17 protein-coding genes and 1 riboswitch are annotated in these 18,484 nt (G+C 71.7%); of the genes, 10 read left to right on the top strand and 7 right to left on the bottom strand.

The window, feature by feature from the left end; all coding sequences use genetic code 11:
- Nucleotides 1–47 precede the first annotated feature (47 nt).
- Complete coding sequence (locus tag BZL64_RS20315; RefSeq protein ID WP_086770622.1) at nt 48–734, bottom strand: AAA family ATPase; 687 nt, start codon at nt 732–734, stop codon at nt 48–50.
- 176 nt (nt 735–910) lie between these two features.
- Nucleotides 911–1,010: riboswitch (glycine riboswitch) on the top strand.
- Nucleotides 1,011–1,163: 153 nt separating this feature from the next.
- Here BZL64_RS20315 and gcvT point away from each other — a divergent pair.
- From gcvT to BZL64_RS20290, 5 genes are all read left to right on the top strand, one after another.
- Nucleotides 1,164–2,282: a glycine cleavage system aminomethyltransferase GcvT gene (gene gcvT / locus BZL64_RS20310; RefSeq protein ID WP_086770621.1), complete on the top strand. Its 1,119-nt coding sequence runs from the start codon at nt 1,164–1,166 to the stop codon at nt 2,280–2,282.
- A 135-nt stretch (nt 2,283–2,417) separates the two neighbouring features.
- A complete protein-coding gene (gene gcvH / locus BZL64_RS20305) occupies nt 2,418–2,795 on the top strand; it encodes a glycine cleavage system protein GcvH (protein WP_086770620.1) in 378 nt (125 codons plus the stop codon).
- A 15-nt stretch (nt 2,796–2,810) separates the two neighbouring features.
- Nucleotides 2,811–4,073: a serine hydroxymethyltransferase gene (glyA, locus tag BZL64_RS20300; protein WP_086770619.1), complete on the top strand. Its 1,263-nt coding sequence runs from the start codon at nt 2,811–2,813 to the stop codon at nt 4,071–4,073.
- Nucleotides 4,074–4,173: 100 nt separating this feature from the next.
- Entirely contained in the window at nt 4,174–5,541 is a 1,368-nt protein-coding gene (locus BZL64_RS20295) for an L-serine ammonia-lyase (protein WP_086770618.1), read from the top strand.
- A gap of 370 nt (nt 5,542–5,911) precedes the next feature.
- Nucleotides 5,912–6,469, top strand: coding sequence for a GH25 family lysozyme (locus tag BZL64_RS20290; RefSeq protein WP_086770617.1), 558 nt, complete (start codon nt 5,912–5,914; stop codon nt 6,467–6,469).
- A 5-nt stretch (nt 6,470–6,474) separates the two neighbouring features.
- On the opposite strand, the gene BZL64_RS20285 is transcribed toward BZL64_RS20290, so the two are convergent.
- Nucleotides 6,475–7,173, bottom strand: a complete 699-nt coding sequence (locus BZL64_RS20285) for an NADPH-dependent F420 reductase (protein WP_086770616.1) — start codon at nt 7,171–7,173, stop codon at nt 6,475–6,477.
- Nucleotides 7,174–7,270: 97 nt separating this feature from the next.
- Entirely contained in the window at nt 7,271–7,963 is a 693-nt protein-coding gene (locus BZL64_RS20280) for a FadR/GntR family transcriptional regulator (RefSeq protein ID WP_086770615.1), read from the bottom strand.
- 269 nt (nt 7,964–8,232) lie between these two features.
- Between BZL64_RS20280 and BZL64_RS20275 the strand changes: the two genes are divergently transcribed.
- Together BZL64_RS20275 and BZL64_RS20270 are read left to right on the top strand one after the other, a co-directional pair.
- On the top strand, nt 8,233–9,966 hold the full coding sequence (locus tag BZL64_RS20275; RefSeq protein WP_208639479.1) for a 2-isopropylmalate synthase: 1,734 nt from the start codon (nt 8,233–8,235) through the stop codon (nt 9,964–9,966).
- A complete protein-coding gene (locus BZL64_RS20270) occupies nt 9,963–10,769 on the top strand; it encodes an ABC transporter ATP-binding protein (RefSeq protein ID WP_244205410.1) in 807 nt (268 codons plus the stop codon). The genes BZL64_RS20275 and BZL64_RS20270 overlap by 4 nt, the downstream gene beginning before the upstream one ends.
- 64 nt (nt 10,770–10,833) lie before the next feature.
- Here BZL64_RS20270 and BZL64_RS20265 read toward each other — a convergent pair whose 3' ends face one another.
- Together BZL64_RS20265 and BZL64_RS20260 are read right to left on the bottom strand one after the other, a co-directional pair.
- Nucleotides 10,834–11,046: an EF-hand domain-containing protein gene (locus tag BZL64_RS20265; RefSeq protein WP_086770613.1), complete on the bottom strand. Its 213-nt coding sequence runs from the start codon at nt 11,044–11,046 to the stop codon at nt 10,834–10,836.
- 63 nt (nt 11,047–11,109) lie between these two features.
- A complete protein-coding gene (locus BZL64_RS20260; RefSeq protein WP_086770612.1) occupies nt 11,110–12,024 on the bottom strand; it encodes a helix-turn-helix domain-containing protein in 915 nt (304 codons plus the stop codon).
- A 76-nt stretch (nt 12,025–12,100) separates the two neighbouring features.
- Here BZL64_RS20260 and BZL64_RS20255 point away from each other — a divergent pair, with 76 nt between their 5' ends.
- Entirely contained in the window at nt 12,101–12,736 is a 636-nt protein-coding gene (locus tag BZL64_RS20255; protein ID WP_086770611.1) for a GNAT family N-acetyltransferase, read from the top strand.
- A gap of 12 nt (nt 12,737–12,748) precedes the next feature.
- On the opposite strand, the gene BZL64_RS20250 is transcribed toward BZL64_RS20255, so the two are convergent.
- Together BZL64_RS20250 and glgX are read right to left on the bottom strand one after the other, a co-directional pair.
- The gene (locus BZL64_RS20250) at nt 12,749–13,369 is read right to left on the bottom strand and encodes an ADP-ribosyltransferase (RefSeq protein ID WP_086770610.1); all 621 of its coding nucleotides are present in this window, start codon (nt 13,367–13,369) and stop codon (nt 12,749–12,751) included.
- A gap of 106 nt (nt 13,370–13,475) precedes the next feature.
- Complete coding sequence (glgX, locus tag BZL64_RS20245; RefSeq protein WP_086770609.1) at nt 13,476–15,710, bottom strand: glycogen debranching protein GlgX; 2,235 nt, start codon at nt 15,708–15,710, stop codon at nt 13,476–13,478.
- 153 nt (nt 15,711–15,863) lie between these two features.
- Here glgX and BZL64_RS20240 point away from each other — a divergent pair, with 153 nt between their 5' ends.
- Both BZL64_RS20240 and BZL64_RS20235 read left to right on the top strand, forming a co-directional pair.
- Nucleotides 15,864–17,108, top strand: coding sequence for a L,D-transpeptidase (locus BZL64_RS20240; protein WP_086770608.1), 1,245 nt, complete (start codon nt 15,864–15,866; stop codon nt 17,106–17,108).
- A gap of 156 nt (nt 17,109–17,264) precedes the next feature.
- The coding region (locus tag BZL64_RS20235) for a L,D-transpeptidase (RefSeq protein ID WP_167396170.1) at nt 17,265–18,484 on the top strand (1,220 nt) is incomplete at its 3' end.

Below are 18,484 nucleotides of genomic sequence, written 5' to 3'. Positions count from 1 at the left end.
CCACAGGGACCTGGCCGGTGGCCGCTGCCGGCCACGGCCCTGGCCGGTCAGCCCGTGAAGCCGATGCGGCGGAGGGTGTCGGCCGCGGCCCGGTCCAGCAGGACCGTCGAACCGCAGCCCTCGGGGAGGCGGCCCTTCTCCGCCGCGCGCAGCAGGTGGGAGGCGGCCCGGCGGTGGCGCCGGAAGGCGTACCGGGACACGCCCCGGCCCCGCTCGCGCTGGCCCTCCAGGGCGGTGCCGACCGTGACGTCGAGCAGCACCATGTGCAGGGTGCCGCCACGGCGGCGGGCCTCGCGGGCCAGCCAGGCGCGCACCCAGGCCTGCGTACCGCAGTCGTGGACGACGACGCCCTCGCCGGTGCGCAGGGCGCGGCGCAGACCGGCGTAGTGCGCGAGGCGGACGAGGGGACGGTAGAGGGCGTACGGCAGGGCGCGCGGCATGCGGGCGTCCCAGCGGTCACGGGTGTCCTGGGAGTCGATGCGGGTGCCCGTCACCGCGCGCTTCATCAGCGTCGACTTGCCGCTGCCGGGCAGTCCGGTGACCACGACCAGGTCGCGGGGCCCGAACAGCAGGCCGTGCGGGCTGTGGCCGGCCCGGTCGCGCAGATCGCGGACGACCGGGGCGGGCGGTGCGCCGCACGCCTCCCGGGCCTGGGCGTGCGGCTGCGCGGGCAGTGCGAGCGCCGGGCCGGCGGCGAGTGCCGGGCCGGTCCCGAGAGCCGTGGTCCTGTTCACCGTGAACGTCCTCCCCTGGGGTCAGACAAGTCTTCTCCCCGTTGAGCGTAAAGAGAAGGTAATGCGCGCTGTCTTGCGTTTTCATGCGCTTACCGCCACAGGCCGGTTACAGATGCGGCCTGCCGTGATCGCGCGTGGCGTGCGATGATGGCCGCGCCAACTGCATACCGGCCGTTTGAATCCGCGCGGGAGAGTCCCCACCGACAGCTTCGCTGGGGCGCCGAAGGAGCAAGTCCCTCCCTTGAATCTCTCAGGCACCGTTACCGCGCGGGCGAGGCACATCTGAAAAGCGAGTCACCCCGCCGTGGCTCCACCCAAGGTGCAACCCGTGACCGAACCGTCCGCGGACGGTCATGGCGAACCTCTCAGGTCCCGATGACAGATGGGGAGGAACGACCTCGCCGTCATGCCTTGGGAGACGAACGCCCGATGAGCAGTACCCCGCTCCGCCACACCGCCCTCGATGCCCTGCATCGCTCGCTCGGCGCGACCATGACCGACTTCGCCGGCTGGGACATGCCGCTGCGCTACGGCTCCGAACGCGACGAGCACCTCGCCGTCCGCACCCGGGCCGGCCTCTTCGACCTCTCGCACATGGGCGAGATCACCGTGACCGGCCCGGAGGCCGGCGCCCTGCTGAACTTCGCCCTGGTCGGCAACATCGCGGCCGTGGGCGTGGGCCGGGCCCGCTACACCATGATCTGCGACGCCGCCGGCGGCATCCTCGACGACCTCATCGTGTACCGGCTCGCCGACACCGAGTTCATGGTCGTCGCCAACGCCTCCAACGCCCAGGTCGTCCTGGACGCGCTGACCGCGCGCGCCGAGGGTTTCGACGCCGAGGTCCGTGACGACCGCGACGCCTACGCGCTCCTCGCCGTCCAGGGTCCCGAGTCGCCCGGCATCCTGAAGTCGCTCACCGACGCCGACCTCGACGGGCTCAAGTACTACGCCGGCCTGCCCGGCACCGTCGCCGGCGTCCCCGCGCTGATCGCCCGTACCGGCTACACCGGCGAGGACGGCTTCGAGCTGTTCGTGAAGCCCGAGCACGCCGTCGAGCTGTGGCAGGCCCTGACCAAGGCCGGCGAGGGCGTCGGCCTGATCGCCTGCGGCCTGTCCTGCCGGGACACGCTCCGCCTGGAGGCGGGCATGCCGCTGTACGGCCACGAGCTGTCGACCGCGCTGACCCCCTTCGACGCCGGCCTCGGCCGGGTCGTGAAGTTCGACAAGGACGGCGACTTCGTGGGCCGCGAGGCTCTCGCGCAGGCCGCCGAGCGCGCCGCCACGAACCCGCCGCGCGTCCTGGTCGGCCTGGTCGCCGAGGGCCGCCGTGTCCCGCGCGCCGGGTACGCCGTGGTCGCGGGCGGCGAGGTGATCGGCGAGGTCACCTCCGGCGCCCCCTCCCCCACCCTGGGCAAGCCGATCGCCATGGCGTACGTCGACGCCGCCCACGCGGCCCCGGGCACGCCGGGTGTCGGCGTGGACATCCGGGGCAGCCACGAGCCGTACGAGGTCGTGGCTCTGCCGTTCTACAAGCGCCGGAAGTAGAGACTGGCGTACGGCTCGGCCGACAGGCCGGGCCGAGGTCCGCGCACGTGACCCTGCGCACATTCGCGCTGCTCACGACGTTTTCCGTAGTCCCGCATTCATCAGCACTCCCCCGCGTACAGGAGAATTCAGGCCATGAGCAACCCCCAGCAGCTGCGCTACAGCAAGGAGCACGAGTGGCTGTCGGGCGCCGAGAACGGCGTCTCGACGGTCGGCATCACGGAGCACGCGGCCAACGCGCTCGGCGACGTGGTCTTCGTCCAGCTCCCCGAGGTCGGTGCCACCGTGACCGCGGGCGAGACCTGTGGCGAGCTGGAGTCGACCAAGTCGGTCAGCGAGCTGTACGCACCGGTCACCGGCGAGATCGTCGAGGTCAACCAGGACGTCGTGGACGACCCGGCGCTGGTGAACTCCGCCCCCTTCGAGGGTGGATGGCTGTTCAAGGTACGCGTCACGGACGAGCCGGAAGAGCTGCTCTCCGCCGACGAGTACACCGCCTACACCGCCGGCTGAGAGGTCACACGACGCATGTCTGTCCTGAACACGCCCCTGCACGAGCTCGACCCGGAGATCGCCGCGGCGCTCGACGGCGAGCTGCGCCGCCAGCAGTCCACGCTCGAGATGATCGCCTCGGAGAACTTCGCTCCGCTCGCCGTCATGGAGGCGCAGGGCTCGGTCCTGACCAACAAGTACGCCGAGGGCTACCCGGGCCGCCGTTACTACGGTGGCTGTGAGCACGTCGACGTCGCCGAGCAGATCGCGATCGACCGGGTCAAGGAGCTGTTCGGCGCCGAGTACGCCAACGTCCAGCCGCACTCGGGCGCCTCCGCGAACCAGGCCGCCCTGTTCGCGCTGGCCCAGCCCGGCGACACCATCCTGGGCCTGGACCTGGCGCACGGCGGTCACCTCACCCACGGGATGCGGCTGAACTTCTCCGGCAAGCAGTTCGACGTGGTCGCCTACCACGTGGACGAGGCCGGACTGGTCGACATGGCCGAGGTCGAGCGGCTCGCCAAGGAGCACCGCCCGAAGGTGATCATCGCGGGCTGGTCGGCGTACCCGCGGCAGCTGGACTTCGCCGAGTTCCGCCGGATCGCCGACGAGGTCGAGGCGTACCTGTGGGTGGACATGGCGCACTTCGCCGGTCTGGTCGCGGCGGGCCTGCACCCGAACCCCGTCGAGTACGCGGACGTGGTCACCTCCACCACGCACAAGACGCTGGGCGGTCCGCGCGGCGGCATCATCCTGGCGAAGAAGGCCTTCGCGAAGAAGCTGAACTCATCCGTGTTCCCGGGCTTCCAGGGCGGTCCCCTGGAGCACGTGATCGCGGCGAAGGCCGTGTCCTTCAAGGTCGCCGCCTCGGACGACTTCAAGGAGCGCCAGCGCCGTACGGTCGACGGCGCGCGGATCCTCGCCGAGCGCCTGACGGCGCCGGACGCCCGCGAGGCCGGGATCAACGTCCTGTCCGGCGGCACCGACGTGCACCTGATCCTGGTCGACCTGCGCGAGTCCGCGCTGGACGGGCAGCAGGCCGAGGACCGTCTCCACGAGGTCGGCATCACGGTCAACCGCAACGCCGTCCCGAACGACCCGCGGCCCCCGATGGTCACCTCGGGCCTGCGGATCGGTACGCCCGCCCTCGCCACCCGCGGCTTCACGGCCGAGGACTTCGCCGAGGTCGCGGACGTGATCGCGGAGGCGCTCAAGCCGTCCTACGACGTGGAAGCCCTCAAGGCCCGCGTCGTCGCCCTCGCCGAGAAGCACCCGCTGTATCCCGGTCTGAACAAGTAGTTCCTGTTTCCGAAGGGTTTCCGGACGGGTGTCCCGCACACTGGTCAGTGGGCGGGGCACCCACCGGAAACCTTCTGCACCACCGTCTTGAGGAGTCCCCGTGGCCATCTCGGTCTTCGACCTGTTCTCGATCGGCATCGGCCCGTCCAGCTCCCACACGGTCGGCCCAATGCGGGCGGCCCGCATCTTCGCCCGGCGGCTGCGCAACGAGGACCTGCTGGGCTCCGTCGCGTCCGTGCGCGCCGAGCTGTACGGCTCCCTCGGCGCGACCGGCCACGGCCACGGCACGCCGAAGGCGGTCCTCCTCGGCCTGGAGGGCGACTCGCCGCGCACCGTGGACGTGGAGACGGCGGACGCGCGGGTGGAGCGGATCAGGGACTCGGGCCGCCTCCGGCTGCTCGGCGAGCACGAGATCCCGTTCTCCTTCGACGACGACCTCGTGCTGCACCGCCGTAAGACCCTCGACTACCACGCCAACGGCATGACGCTCTGGGCGTACGACGCCGAGGGCGCGGAGCTGCTGTCGAAGACGTACTACTCGGTGGGCGGCGGCTTCGTCGTCGACGAGGAGGCGGTCGGCGCGGACCGGATCAAGCTGGACGACACGGTCCTGAAGTACCCCTTCCGTACCGGCGACGAGCTGCTGCGCCTGACGCGGGAGACGGGCCTGTCGATCTCCTCGCTGATGCTGGAGAACGAGCGGGCCTGGCGCACCGAGGAGGAGATCCACGAGGGTCTGCTGGAGATCTGGCGGGTGATGCAGGCCTGCACGGCCCGTGGCATGTCCCGCGAGGGCATCCTGCCGGGCGGCCTGCGCGTCCGCCGCCGCGCCGCCATGACGGCCCGTCAACTGCGTGCCGAGGGCGACCAGTTGGCCCACTCCATGGAGTGGATCACGCTGTACGCGATGGCGGTGAACGAGGAGAACGCGGCCGGCGGCAGGGTGGTCACCGCCCCCACCAACGGCGCGGCCGGCATCATCCCGGCCGTCCTGCACTACTACGTCAACTTCGTCCCCGGCGCCGACGAGGAGGGCGTCGTCCGCTTCCTGCTCGCGGCCGGCGCGATCGGCATGCTCTTCAAGGAGAACGCCTCCATCTCCGGCGCCGAGGTCGGCTGCCAGGGCGAGGTCGGCTCGGCCTGCTCGATGGCGGCGGGCGCGCTCGCGGAGGTGTTCGGCGGCTCCCCCGAGCAGGTCGAGAACGCGGCGGAGATCGGCATGGAACACAACCTCGGCCTCACCTGCGACCCCGTGGGCGGCCTGGTCCAGATCCCCTGCATCGAACGCAACGGCATGGCCGCGGTCAAGGCGGTCACGGCGGCCCGCATGGCCATGCGCGGCGACGGCACGCACAAGGTGTCCCTCGACAAGGTCATCAAGACCATGAAGGAAACCGGCGCGGACATGTCGGTCAAGTACAAGGAGACCGCGCGCGGCGGACTCGCGGTGAACATCATCGAGTGCTGAGGCAGTCCGCGCGCGCAGGGCCCCGCTCGTCGCTCGTGCGGGGCCCCACGCATGCGATGGGCGGCGCCACGTCGGTGCTCGGCCATGCGGTGACCACCGGCGAGTGCCGGGGAAGAACCGTCTCGGACCTGCCCGGCGACGACGTCGTCCAGTTCGGCGACTTCGCGCCTTCGGCGGCCGGCTTCCGGCGGCTCGTTCGGAAGCGGGCACGGCGGCCGGGTCGAGACCGTCACCGGCATCGGCGCGGGGGCGCGAGAGGCGTGCGGACGTACGGCCCGACGGCGCATTGCGGAAGCGGAGGTTCCGCCCCCGGCGTGTCGGGGCATAAAGCAACTCCCGTCCGTTCTCCTGCACTTCCGGGAGTTGCCCCATGCTCCGTGGTGTCGACGTCAGCGCCTATCAGTCCTCCAGCTACTCCACGGAGGGTCTCTCCTTCGTCTTCGTCAAGGCGACGGAGGGCCGCACGTATGTCAATCCCCGGCTCGCCGCCCAGACCGCGCGGGCCCGTGACGCCTCACTGGTCGTCGGCTTCTACCACTTCCTGTGGCCCGGCAACCTGACCGCCCAGGCGGAGCACTTCCTCGCCAAGGCCCCGGACCGCCCCGGTGACATCCTCGCCGTCGACTGGGAGTCGACCGGCGAGGGCACCCACGCGAGCAACGCGGAGAAGGACCGCTTCCTCCGCAAGGTGAAGCAGCTGCGACCGCGCAACCGGGTGGTCCTGTACTGCAACAGGAACTACTGGCTGAACGTCGACGACACCTCGTACGCCGGTGACGGGCTCTGGATCGCCGACTACGTCACCGCGGGCAAGCCCCGCATCAAAGCGAAGTGGCGGTTCCACCAGTACACCGACGAGCCCCTCGACACGAACGTGGCGAACTTCGCTAGCCGGGCGGCGCTGCGGGCGTGGGCGACCGTGGACTGAGCGGCTCAGCCCCGGAACTCGGGCTTGCGCTCCGGGCTCGCCTCGGCCAGGGCGCGGGTGACCTCGTCGACGCCGCCGCGCAGGCCGTACACCGGGGTGTCGGGCTGCTGGCGCCAGGAGTCGTCGATGCCGCCCGCGTCGACGGTGTCGAAGCCGAGTTCGTCGATCAGGGCCCGGATCTTCGTCTTGGCCGCCTCGTCGTCGCCCGCGACGGGCAGGGCCACGCGGCCGGGGCTGCCGGCCGGGAGCGGGCGGTCCAGGATGTCCTGGGCGTAGGTGCCGTTGAACGCCTTGATCACCGGGTGGCCGATGTGGCGTTCCGTCCAGCGGCTCTCCGTGATGCCCTCGTCCTCGATGGCGTCGATTCGGCCGTCGCGCTGCTGCGGGTAGTAGTTGCCCGTGTCGAGGACGGCGACGCCGTCGGCGGCCTCGTCGAAGAGGCCCTTCGGAAGGTCCGGGACGGCCTTGAGCGGGACGGTGACGACCACGACCTCGGCCCCGCGGGCGGCCTCCCCGACCGGTACGGGCGTCGCTCCGGTCTCCTCGGCCAGTTCCTTGAGCGTGTGCGGGCCACGGGAGTTGGCCACGGAGACGTCGTGACCGAGGGCGGCGAGCCGCCGGGTGAGGTTGCCGCCGATGTTGCCCGCTCCGATGATGCCGATCTTCATGGCGCACCTTTCCAGGTGAGGTGACGGTAGATGCATGCATGTGCATGCGTCTCACGTTCGGCGTCAACCTCGCCCGGACTCGGGCTATTCCCCGACGAGGGTTTCCTGCTGCCGCCGCACCCGCCCCGCCCGGTCAGCTCCGCTCGCGCAGCAGCTTGAGCGTCGCCTCCAGATCCGTGCGCAAGGCCGAGGCCGCGGCGTCGGGGGTGCCGGCCGTGACGGCCTCGACCAGGGCCGTGTGGGTCTCGTCCCCGTGGCCGGGGTGATTCTCACGCAGGCCGGTCAGGGACAGCAGGTCGATAAGGGCTTCGCGCAGGACGGGGGTGAACTCGGCGAAGAGCGCGGTGAGGACGGGGTTACGGGCGGCGGCGACGACCGCCGCGTGCAGGGCGATGTCGGCGTCCACGAAGGCCGTGTCGTCGGCGTCGGCCGCGGCCCGGCGTCCGTCCAGCGCCGCCCGCAGCGCGGTGACGTCCTCGGGTGTGCGGCGCTGTGCGGCGAGACGGGCCGCGTGGACCTCGACGCCGAGGCGGACCTCGTAGACGTCGGTCACGGCGGCCCGTCGCAGTCGGGCCGGCCAGTCCTCGGCGGGTTCGGTGGCGATCACGAAGACGCCGGAGCCGTGCCGGGGCTGCACGAGACCAGCCCCGGCGAGGGCGCGCAGCGCCTCGCGGAGCGTGGAGCGGCCGACGCCGAGTTCCTTGGCGAGGGTCGTCTCGCCGGGCAACCGGGTACCCACGGGCCAGTGGCCACCGGTGATCTGCTCACGCAGCCGCTGGGCCGCCTGTTCGACCAGGGGGCTCGGGCGGACGGGACCGAGGGGCATCGCTGTCACCAATGTGTCGAGGAAACCGAAGCAAGCCGGAGAAAGTCAGGGAAAGCCGGAGAAAGCCGAGGGAAGTCGCCTTCCCGGTCTCCCCTCCCCCATTCTCACTTGTCTGAGGAGCTGAGGAGTCGCTAGCCTCCCCTCCATGACGTTTCGCGGTCTGCTTCTTCTCGGCTGCCGCGGCGGGGCATGATCACGACCGGCACCCCGCCGCGGGGTCCGCCGTGCCGCCGGTCGCCGTCCGACCGAGCCGAGAGGCAGCACCGACGATGACCACCGTCCACCCACCGGAGAGCCCCGCCTCCGACATGCCGGCCCCGTTCTGGAATCCGCAGCGACCCGGCCCGATGCCGTACCACCGCTACCGCCCCTACGACGAGCGCGTGCGCGTGCCCGCCGCCGAGCGCCGGCAGTGGCCCTCCGCCCGCCTCGACCGCGCGCCCCTCTGGGTCCCCGTCGACCTGCGCGACGGCAACCAGGCGCTCGCCGAGCCCATGGACACGTCCCGCAAACGCCGCTTCTTCGACCTGCTGGCCGGCATGGGCTTCAAGGAGATCGAGGTCGGCTACCCCTCCGCGAGCCGCGCCGACTTCGGCTTCGTACGGCATCTGGCGACCTCGGGCGCCGTCCCCGGGGACGTCACGCCGGTCGTCTTCACCCCGGCCAGGCCGGAGTTGATCGACCGCACCTTCGAGGCGATCGAGGGGCTGCCGAGGGCCGTGGTCCATCTGTACGTCGCGACCTCGCCGGTGTGGCGGGAGGTGGTCCTGGGCCGGGACCGGGGCGAGGTGACGCGGATCGTGCGCGAGGCGGCCACGCGCATGGCACGGCTGGCCGGGGACTCCTCCGGCATCCGCTTCCAGTTCTCGCCGGAGACCTTCAACCTCACCGAGCCCGACTTCGCCCTCGAACTCTGCGACGGGCTCACCGAGTTGTGGGACGCGAGCCCCGACCGGCCGGTCACCCACAACCTGCCCGCGACCGTCGAGATCGCCACCCCGAACGTCTACGCCGACCAGATCGAGTACATGCACCGCCAGCTGGCCCGCCGGGACGCCGTGATCCTCTCCGTCCACCCGCACAACGACCGCGGCACCGGCGTCGCCTGCGCCGAACTCGCCCTGCTGGCCGGTGCCCAGCGGGTCGAGGGCTGCCTGTTCGGCAACGGGGAGCGCACCGGCAACGTCGACCTGGTGACCCTCGCCCTCAACCTGTACACCCAGGGCGTCGACCCCATGCTGGACCTCGGCGACATCGACGGCATCAAGGCGACCGTCGAGCACTGCAACCGGCTTCCGGTGCACCCCCGGCACCCGTACGCCGGCGACCTCGTCCACACGGCGTTCTCCGGCACCCACCAGGACGCGATCAGCAAGGGCTTCGCCCACCGTGCCCGCACGGCCGCCGAGTCGGGGGTTCCGGAGGGGCAGGCGCCCTGGGGCGTGCCCTACCTGCCGATCGACCCGGCCGACCTCGGACGGTCGTACGAGGCCGTGATCCGCGTCAACTCCCAGTCGGGCAAGGGCGGAGTGGCGTATCTGCTGCGCACGCACCACGGCGTGGACCTGCCGGAGCGGATGCGGCCGGAGTTCTCGCGGATCGTGCAGCGTGCCACGGACGACAGCGGGCGGGAAGCGACCCCGAAGGAGCTGTACGAACTGTTCCGGGCCGCCTGCCTCGACGACGGGGAGGTACGGCTGCCCTCCTGGTCCTGCCACGAGGCCGCGCCGGGCGTCCACCGGTTCGTGTGCACGCTGGAGACCGGCCGGAGGACGACCGGCGACCACGAGGGGACCGGCGGCGGACCGCTGACCGCCTTCGCCGACGCGCTGCTCGGCGCCGGATTCCAGGTCGACATCCTCGACCACGCCGAGCGGGGCGCCTTCACCTTCACCGAATGCCGGGTCGACGGCGTCACCGCCTGGGGAGCGGGCGAGGGCCCCACGGCACTGGAGGCGGGCGTCCGCGCCCTGCTGTCGGCGGTCAACAGGGCTCTGCGGTGAGCGAGACGGTGTTGCGCGCCGACGATGTGCACGTGGTGCGCGAGGGCCGGCCGATCCTCCAGGAGGTGTCGCTGACCGTACGCGGCGGCGAGCACTGGGTGCTGCTCGGCGCGAACGGCGCCGGCAAGTCGACCCTGCTCAGTCTGCTCGGGGCGCTCGCCCACCCGACGCGGGGCACGGTCGAGGTCCTGGGTCGGCGGCTCGGCCGGGTCGACGTACGGGAGTTGCGGGCGTACGTCGGTCATGTCGACCCGCGTCATCCGCTGGCCGAGCCGCTGCGCGTGCGGGACGTCGTGCTGACCGGTGCGACCAACTCGGTGGCTCCGCTCCCGCGTTGGCGCCCCTCACCGGAACAGGCACAGCGGGCCGAGGAGTTGATGGGCACACTGGGGGTGGCGGCGCTGGGCGAGGCGCGCTGGCCGACGCTCTCGCAGGGGCAGCGGGGCCGTACCCTGATCGCCCGCGCGCTGATGCCTGAACCCCGGCTCCTGCTGCTGGACGAGCCGGCGACGGGCCTGGACCTGCCCGGCCGTGAGCGGCTGATCGACGCGCTCGGCGCGCTGCGGGCGGCTCATCCCCGGCTGGCGACCGTCCTGGTCACCCACCATCTGGAGGAGCTCCCGCCGCACACCACGCACGCGCTGCTGCTGCGCGACGGCCGCCCGCTCGCCCGGGGGCCGGCCGCCGAGGTCCTGACCGGCGACCAGGTCGGCAAGTGCTTCGATCTCCCGCTGGCCCTGGAGCGGCACGGCGGTCGCTGGAGCGTACGGATCGAGCGGCCCGCACGCGAGGTCCGGGCGTGAAAGAGGGGCGCCCCGGCGGACCGGGACGCCCCTCTCGCACCTCACGTTCCGAGGCGGACCCTCGTCACTTGCTGAGGTGGGTCCAGAACTCGTCGAACGAGAGAACCTTGTCGCCGTCCAGGTCGCGGCTCTTGATGAGGGCCTCGGCGACCGTCTCGGTGACGTTCCAGTCGCCGCCCTGCGCGAGGGCGGTCTTGAACTCGGCCGCGGTGATGAAACCGTCACCGTCCGTGTCGATCCGCTGGAACTGCTTGCGTGCTTCTTCGATGTCCGCCACCGGTCCGCCCCTCTTCGTCATACCTTGCGGTGCTGCGTCTGCGTCGTACTGACGCAGGTCAGATTAACGGTCCGGGTGAGCGCGCAGTGCGGCCACCACCCAGGCGAACTCCCGCTCGTAGCCCGCGGCGGGTTCCAGGCCGTTCAGGACGGCCGACAACTCGCGGTAGCGGGCGACCCGGACGTTGGCCGCCGCGGTGAGCCGGTCCAGTACGGCGGCCCGGTCGGCGTCCCCGAGGAGGCCGCGCAGGACGCCGTCGGCCTCCGGGGAGTCGGGGGCGGTGCCCTCGCGCAGGGCCTCCCCGGCGAGCTGGATCAGCCGGCTCATGAACCACAGGGAGGTGCCCGCGGGAACCTCGGGGCCGCGGTCGGCCGCGTTGAACTCGACCATCGCGCGCATCAGGGCACGGAACTCCGGGTCCTGGATCAGCTCCGCCAGCTCCACCCAGGCGTCGACCTGCTCGGGGGTGGGGTCGTCGGGCAGGTGGGCGGCGTGGAAGCGCAGCCGGGTGCGGATGTCGGGGTCGGCCGTGTCGAGGCCGTCGAAGACCTCGGCCAGGAACTCCTCGACGATCCGCCTGCGCTCGGCGGCGGACAGTCGTGCCAGCTTGTTCATCAGAGTCATCTCCTCAGCGGTCGAGCCGCGTCGTGCCACGGTCGACAGCACCGCGCGGGTCACCCTCAGTGAGCTGATCTGCGCGTCCAGGGCGCTCACGTGGGCCGCCGCGACCTGCGCGACCGTCGTCTCGCCCGCCAGCACCCTGCGTACGGCGTCCAGGCCGAGGCCCAGCTGGCGCAGGGTGCGGATCAGCTCCAGGCGGGCGGCGGATTCGGCGTCGTAGAGCCGGTAGCCGCCCGCGCTGCGGGTGACCGGGGTCAGGACGCCCTCGTCGGACCAGTAGCGGATGGTGCGCACGGTCAGGCCGGTGGACCTGGCCAGCTCGCCGATGGTGAAGAGTTCGGTGCCGTCGTCGATCACGTGTGTGAGTGTGGGCCTTCCAGTGGGTGGAGACTCAAGGAGCCGCGAGGAGCGGCCAGGAGTGGCGGGGAGCGCTGTGGAGACGTTGCGGGAGATTCTCGACGCGGCGGCGCGGGGCGTGTTCCCGCCCGCGGACGGCCGTACGACGATCGTGCCCCAGGCCTGTCCGCGGGACGCCGGCGTGCTGTCCTTCACCGCGCACTCGGTGGTGTTCACCGACGAGGACCCGCGGTGGGTGCGGGCCGCGCTGCGCGCGACCGACTGCGACGAGCTGGCGGCCACGCTGAACGCCCGCTTCCTGACGGCGTTCATGGACCGCACGGGCCGCCGCACCGACACGGTCGACGCGATGGTGGTGGGCTCCCCGCTCACGGGCCGGCCGGCCGTGCGGCTGACGGAGATCGACGATCCGGACCATCCCCGGGTGATCAGTTCGCGCAGGCGGCGCGACGAGGTGCGGGTGTGGGCGGCGGACGGCGGGGTGCTGGTCCTGGGCCGCGGGATCGCCGGGCGGCTGGAGGCCGCGGTCGAGGTCGACGCGGACGTACGGCACCGGGGGCTGGGGCGGGCCCTGGTGACGGCGGCCCGGCAGCTGGCCGGGGGCGAGCCGGTGTGGGCGCAGATCTCGCCGGGGAACGCCCGCAGCATGCGGGCGTTCCAGGCGGCGGGGTATGTGCCGGTGGGGGCGGAGTCGCTGCTCACACCCCGCTAGCGGCGGGACGGGTCAGTGCCAGGCCTCGAAGTGCGGGTTGCTCTCGCAGCCGCTCATGTTCTCGACCTTGGTGGTCTTGTTCACCGGGCAGACGCCGATGATGTACTTGCGGTCGACGCCGCCGGGGAAGGCGACCTCGACCTGGTCGGCCCATTTGTGGGTGTCGCCGATGGTCTTGTTGACGTCGATGCCGCCGGGGGCGTCGATGTAGTAGTTGTAGCCGGACTTCCACCAGGTCTTGTAGAGGTCGTGGTCGTACGTCGTGGAGACGTACGGGGAGGGCTGGTTGACCAGGACGTACTTCTCGATGTCGTACTGGCCGTTCACCAGGTCCCTGGCGTGGAAGCCCTCCTTGAAGACGATCTCCGGGCCGCGGCCGTCGCTGCGGTAGAGGGTGCCGCAGGTGGTGCGCCAGACCGGGGCCGGGGTGATCCGGTCGAGGTCGACGCCGCGGTCGGCGGCGGCCTTGAGCTTGTCGTCGAACTGGGGGCAGGACGGGGCCGCCTTGGCTTGGGCTGCGGCCGGGGTGGCGGCTCCGGTGGCGGTGGGGGCGGTGGCGGCCGAGGTGGCGAGGACGGCGGCGAGGGAGAAGACGGCGGCAGCGGCCCGTCGCCGCAGGCGATTTGTGATCATGCGACGCACGATCCCGGTTCGGGGCCACCTTGTTGTGGATCATCACTCGTTGGCGGCGTGTCCGCTGACCGTCCGTCAACAAGCGTGCCGGCTATGCGAGATGCCGTCAGGCCGTCACCCTCAGCAGGAGCACCGACCTGGCCGGGACCGTCACCCCCGTCCCCGCCCGGTGCGTGACCGACGGGGCGGCACCCTGTTCCTCGGCCGAGGTGTCCACCACGACCTCGTAGCGGTCCGCCCACGGCGGGCCGGGCAGGACGAAGTGGGCCGGGCGGTCCCCCGCGTGCAGGAGGGCGAGGAAGCTGTCGTCCGTGATCGGGGTGCCCCGTTCGTCGCGGCCGGGGATGTCCCGGCCGGAGAGGTACATGCCGAGCGTGGCCGCGGGCGCGTACCAGTCCCGTTCCGTCATCTCGGTGCCGCGCGCCGTGAACCAGGCCAGGTCGCGCAGCCCGTCCACCGAGTGGGCCCGGCCGGAGAAGAAGGCCCGGCGGCGCAGGACGGGGTGGCGGTGGCGCAGCGCGATCAGGCGGGCGGTCAGGTCGTACAGGGCCTTCCAGCCGGGGTCCTCCAGCAGGGTCCAGTCCAGCCAGCTGATCTCGTTGTCCTGGCAGTAGGCGTTGTTGTTGCCGCCCTGGGTGCGGCCGAGTTCGTCGCCGGCGACCAGCATCGGCACGCCCGTCGACAGGAGCAGGGTGGTCGTCAGGTTGCGCAGTTGCCGCCGCCGCAGCGCGCGGACCCGTTCGTCGTCCGTCTCGCCCTCGGCGCCGCAGTTCCAGGCGCGGTTGTCGTCCGTGCCGTCCCGGTTGCCCTCGCCGTTGGCCTCGTTGTGCTTGCGCTCGTAGGACACGAGGTCGCGCAGGGTGAAGCCGTCGTGGGCGGTGACGAAGTTGACGGAGGCGTAGGGGCGCCGGCCGCCCCAGGCGTAGAGGTCGCTGGAGCCCGACAGGCGGTAGCCCATCTCGCGGACGTCGGGCAGGGCGTGCCGCCAGAAGTCCCGTACGGCGTTGCGGTAGCGGTCGTTCCACTCGGTCCACAGCGGGGGGAACGCGCCCACCTGGTAGCCGCCCGAGCCCACGTCCCAGGGTTCCGCGATCAGTTTCACCCGGCGCAGCACCGGGTCCTGCGCGATCACCGCGAGGAACGGCGACAGCATGTCCACGTCGTGCATGGAGCGGGCGAGGGCGGCGGCCAGGTCGAAGCGGAAGCCGTCGACGCCCATCTCGGTGACCCAGTAGCGCAGCGAGTCCGTGATCAGGCGCAGGACGTGCGGCTGCACCACGTGCAGGGTGTTGCCGCAGCCCGTGTAGTCGGCGTACCGGCGGGCGTCCGACTGGAGCCGGTAGTAGCCGCGGTTGTCGATGCCCTTCAGGGACAGCGTCGGGCCCAGTTCGCCCGCCTCCGCGGTGTGGTTGTAGACCACGTCGAGGATGACCTCGATGCCTGCCGCGTGCAGGGCGCGCACCATGCGTTTGAACTCGCCGACCTGTCCGCCGGTCGTCCCGGCGGAGGCGTAGCCGGCGTGCGGGGCGAAGTAGCCGACGGAGTTGTAGCCCCAGTAGTTGCGCAGTCCCCGGCGCAGCAGGTGGTCCTCGTGGGCGAACTGGTGGACCGGGAGCAGTTCGACGGCCGTGACGCCGAGGTTCACCAGGTGCTCGACGGCGGCGGGGTGGGCCAGGCCGGCGTAGGTGCCGCGCAGTTCCTCGGGGATGCCGGGGTGGCGCATGGTGAAGCCGCGCACGTGCAGCTCGTAGATGACGGAGTCGGCCCAGGGCGTCTTGGGGCGGCGGTCGTCGGCCCAGTCGTCGTCGTCGTGGACGACGACGCCCTTGGGGAGGTACGGCGCGGAGTCCCGTTCGTCGCGGACGGTGTCGGCGACCTGCTGCTGGGGCCAGTCGCGGACGTGCCCGTACACCTCCGGCGGAAGCCTGAACTCTCCGTCGACGGCGCGGGCGTACGGGTCGAGGAGCAGTTTCGCCGGGTTCCAGCGGGCGCCGGTCCACGGGTCCCAGCGGCCGTGCACCCGGTAGCCGTAGCGCTGGCCGGGCATCACACCGGGCACGAAGCCGTGCCAGATCTCGTGGGTGAGTTCGGTCAGCCGGGCGCGGGTCTCGCGGCCCTGTTCGTCGAAGAGGCACAGCTCGACGGCCTCGGCGCCGCCCGCCCACAGGGCGAAGTTGGTGCCGGCGACGCCGTCGGGGCCGACCCGGAAGCGGGCGCCGAGGGGCGTGGAGGCGCCGGGCCGCACGGGCACGCCGGGCGTCCTTCGGGGTGCCCCGTTCACGACGGCGGACGCGGCGGGGCGCTCCTGAGCCACCGCCTCCTGCTCGGCTGCGCTGGACACCGTTCAGCCTCCCGCGGCTCGTGGCACGACGCGGGCCCGGTGCGTACGGCGTCCCGGCCGCTGCTCCCCTTGGCGTCGTCCTCCCCCCTGTTCTGCCCAGCGTGTGCCTCGCACTCACGTTTCCCCGGAGCGGGGCCCGTCGTTGGGTACCGCGTGAGGCACGTAACTGGGCGCGCACGGCGCGCGGGGGTCGCACTGGCCGCCGTACTGACATGGGCAGGACTGCTGGCGGGAGCCGCCGGATGCAGCGGGGACAGCCGGAGCGGGCTGGACCGGGTGCTGGGCAAACCCCCGGCACCCGAGGACGCCATCCGGGTCACTCCGCGGGACGGCGCCAGGGAGGTGCGCCCCGGCCAGGCCCTGCGGGTCCGGGTGCCGGACGGGCGGCTGGAGTCGGTGAAGGTCGTCAAGTCGCAGGACGCGCAGGAGACCGAGGTGGCGGGCCGGATCTCCGCGGACGGCCGCGGCTGGAGCCCGGCGGACGGCCGGCTCGCGCTCGCCGCCCGCTACACCGTCGACGCGGTCGCGGTGGACGGCGACGGGCACCGCTCGGCCCGGCACACCACGTTCACGACGTACGTTCCCGAGGAGCGGTTCATCGGCTACGTCACGCCCGAGAACCGGGCGACGGTCGGCACCGGGATGATCGTGTCCCTGGAGTTCAACCGGGAGATCGAGGACCGTGCCGCCGTCGAGCGCGCCGTGCACGTGAGCGCGGAGCCGGCCGTCGAGGTCCGCCCGCACTGGTTCGGCACCTCCCGGCTCGACTTCCGGCCCGAGCACTACTGGAAGCCCGGCACCCGCGTCACCGTCTCCCTGCGCTTCCGCGACGTCGAGGGCGCGCCCGGCGTCTACGGGCTCCAGCACCGGACGTTCTCCTTCGACGTCGGCCGCCACCAGGTCTCCGTCGTCGACGCCGCCGAGCACACCATGCGGGTGCGGCGCGAGGGCGAGCTGCTCGCCACCGTGCCCATCACCGCGGGGGCGCCGAAGACGACGACGTACAACGGCAAGATGGTGGTCACGGAGATGCTCGACGTGACCCGGATGAACGGTGCCACCGTCGGCTTCAAGAAGAAGAACGGCAAGGGCGAGTACGACATCCCGGACGTACCGCACGCCATGCGGCTGACCGAGTCCGGCACCTTCCTGCACGGCAACTACTGGGCGTCCCCCGAGGCCTTCGGGCGGGTCAACCTCAGCCACGGCTGTGTGGGGCTCCGGGACGTGAAGGGCGGCGGCGCGGACACGCCGGCGGGCTGGTTCTTCGACCGCAGTCTCATCGGTGACGTCGTCGAGGTGGTCCGCAGCAAGGACAAGACGGTCGCCCCCGACAACGGGCTCGGCGGCTGGAACATGAACTGGGGGGAATGGACGGCGGGCAGCGCGGTGAAGTGATCTCCTGAGCGACTCTCCCCTCCCGTGGTCCAAGTTGGGACTGAACGGTGACATTCCGGGGTCACCAGGGCACCTGACCATGTGGTTAATATGCGCGCAGCGCAGCGGTAGTGCCTGCGTGCGGGCCTGACCGGCCCGGGGGAGGGGAGAACGGACTTGAACGTGCGACCGATATCGGGGGCATCGGTTGGCGGTCGCTCACGCGGCCGTGACAAGCGGTTGGCATTGATCGTCGGAGGACTGCTGCTGGCCGTCACGGCCTGCGGCGGAGGCGGGGACTCCGGCTCGGAGAAGACCAAGGACGACAAGGGCGCGGGCGCCACGGCCGCGGCGAGCGGGCAGTCGGAGGCGGTCGTCTCGATCGCCCCCAAGGACGGCGCCAAGGCCGTCGATACCAGCGGCGCCCTCAAGGTGACGGCCGCCAAGGGCAAACTGACCGAGGTGGTCGTCAAGGACGCCGACGGCACGAAGGTCGACGGCACGATCGCCGCGGACGGCACCGGCTGGACGCCGAGCACGCATCTGGCCGCCGCCACCAAGTACCAGGTGCACGCGGTCGCGAAGGACGCCGAGGGCCGTACGGCCGCCGAGGACGCGTCCTTCACCACGCTGACGCCGGAGAACACTTTCGTCGGCACCTTCACGCCGGAGGACGGTTCCAAGGTCGGCGTCGGCATGCCGTTCTCGGTGCGCTTCACGCGGGGCATCACCGCGCCGGACGACGTCGAGAAGGCCATCAAGATCACGACGGTTCCGGCCGTCGACGTGCAGGGCCACTGGTTCGGCAACGACCGTCTCGACTTCCGGCCCGAGAAGTACTGGAAGGCCGGCACCAAGGTGACGGTCGAACTGAACCTCGACGGCGTCGAGGGCCGCAAGGGCGTCTACGGCAAGCAGTCCAAGAAGGTGTCCTTCACCATCGGCCGCGACCAGGTGTCCATCGTGGACGCCAAGAAGCGCACGATGCAGGTCACCCAGGAGGGCAAGGTCGTCAAGACCATCCCGGTCACCACCGGCAAGCCCGGCTACGCCACCTGGAACGGACAGATGGTCATCAGTGAGAAGTTCACGGTGACCCGCATGAACGGCGACACGGTCGGCTACGACGGCGAGTACGACATCAAGGACGTCCCGCACGCCATGCGGCTGACCGACTCCGGCACCTTCGTGCACGGCAACTACTGGGGCGGCGACGCCTTCGGCAACTACAACGCCAGCCATGGCTGCATCGGCCTGCGCGACGTGCGCGGCGGCTACGACAGCGGCGTACCGGCCGCCTGGTTCTTCGACCACTCGATGGCCGGCGACGTGGTGGTCGTGAAGAACTCCACCGACCCGACCGTCGAGGCGTCCAACGGCCTCAACGGCTGGAACAT

It is taken from the genome of Streptomyces bobili (assembly GCF_002154575.1).
Lineage (GTDB): Bacteria > Actinomycetota > Actinomycetes > Streptomycetales > Streptomycetaceae > Streptomyces > Streptomyces bobili.
This window is presented reverse-complemented; position numbering and strand designations above follow the sequence as displayed.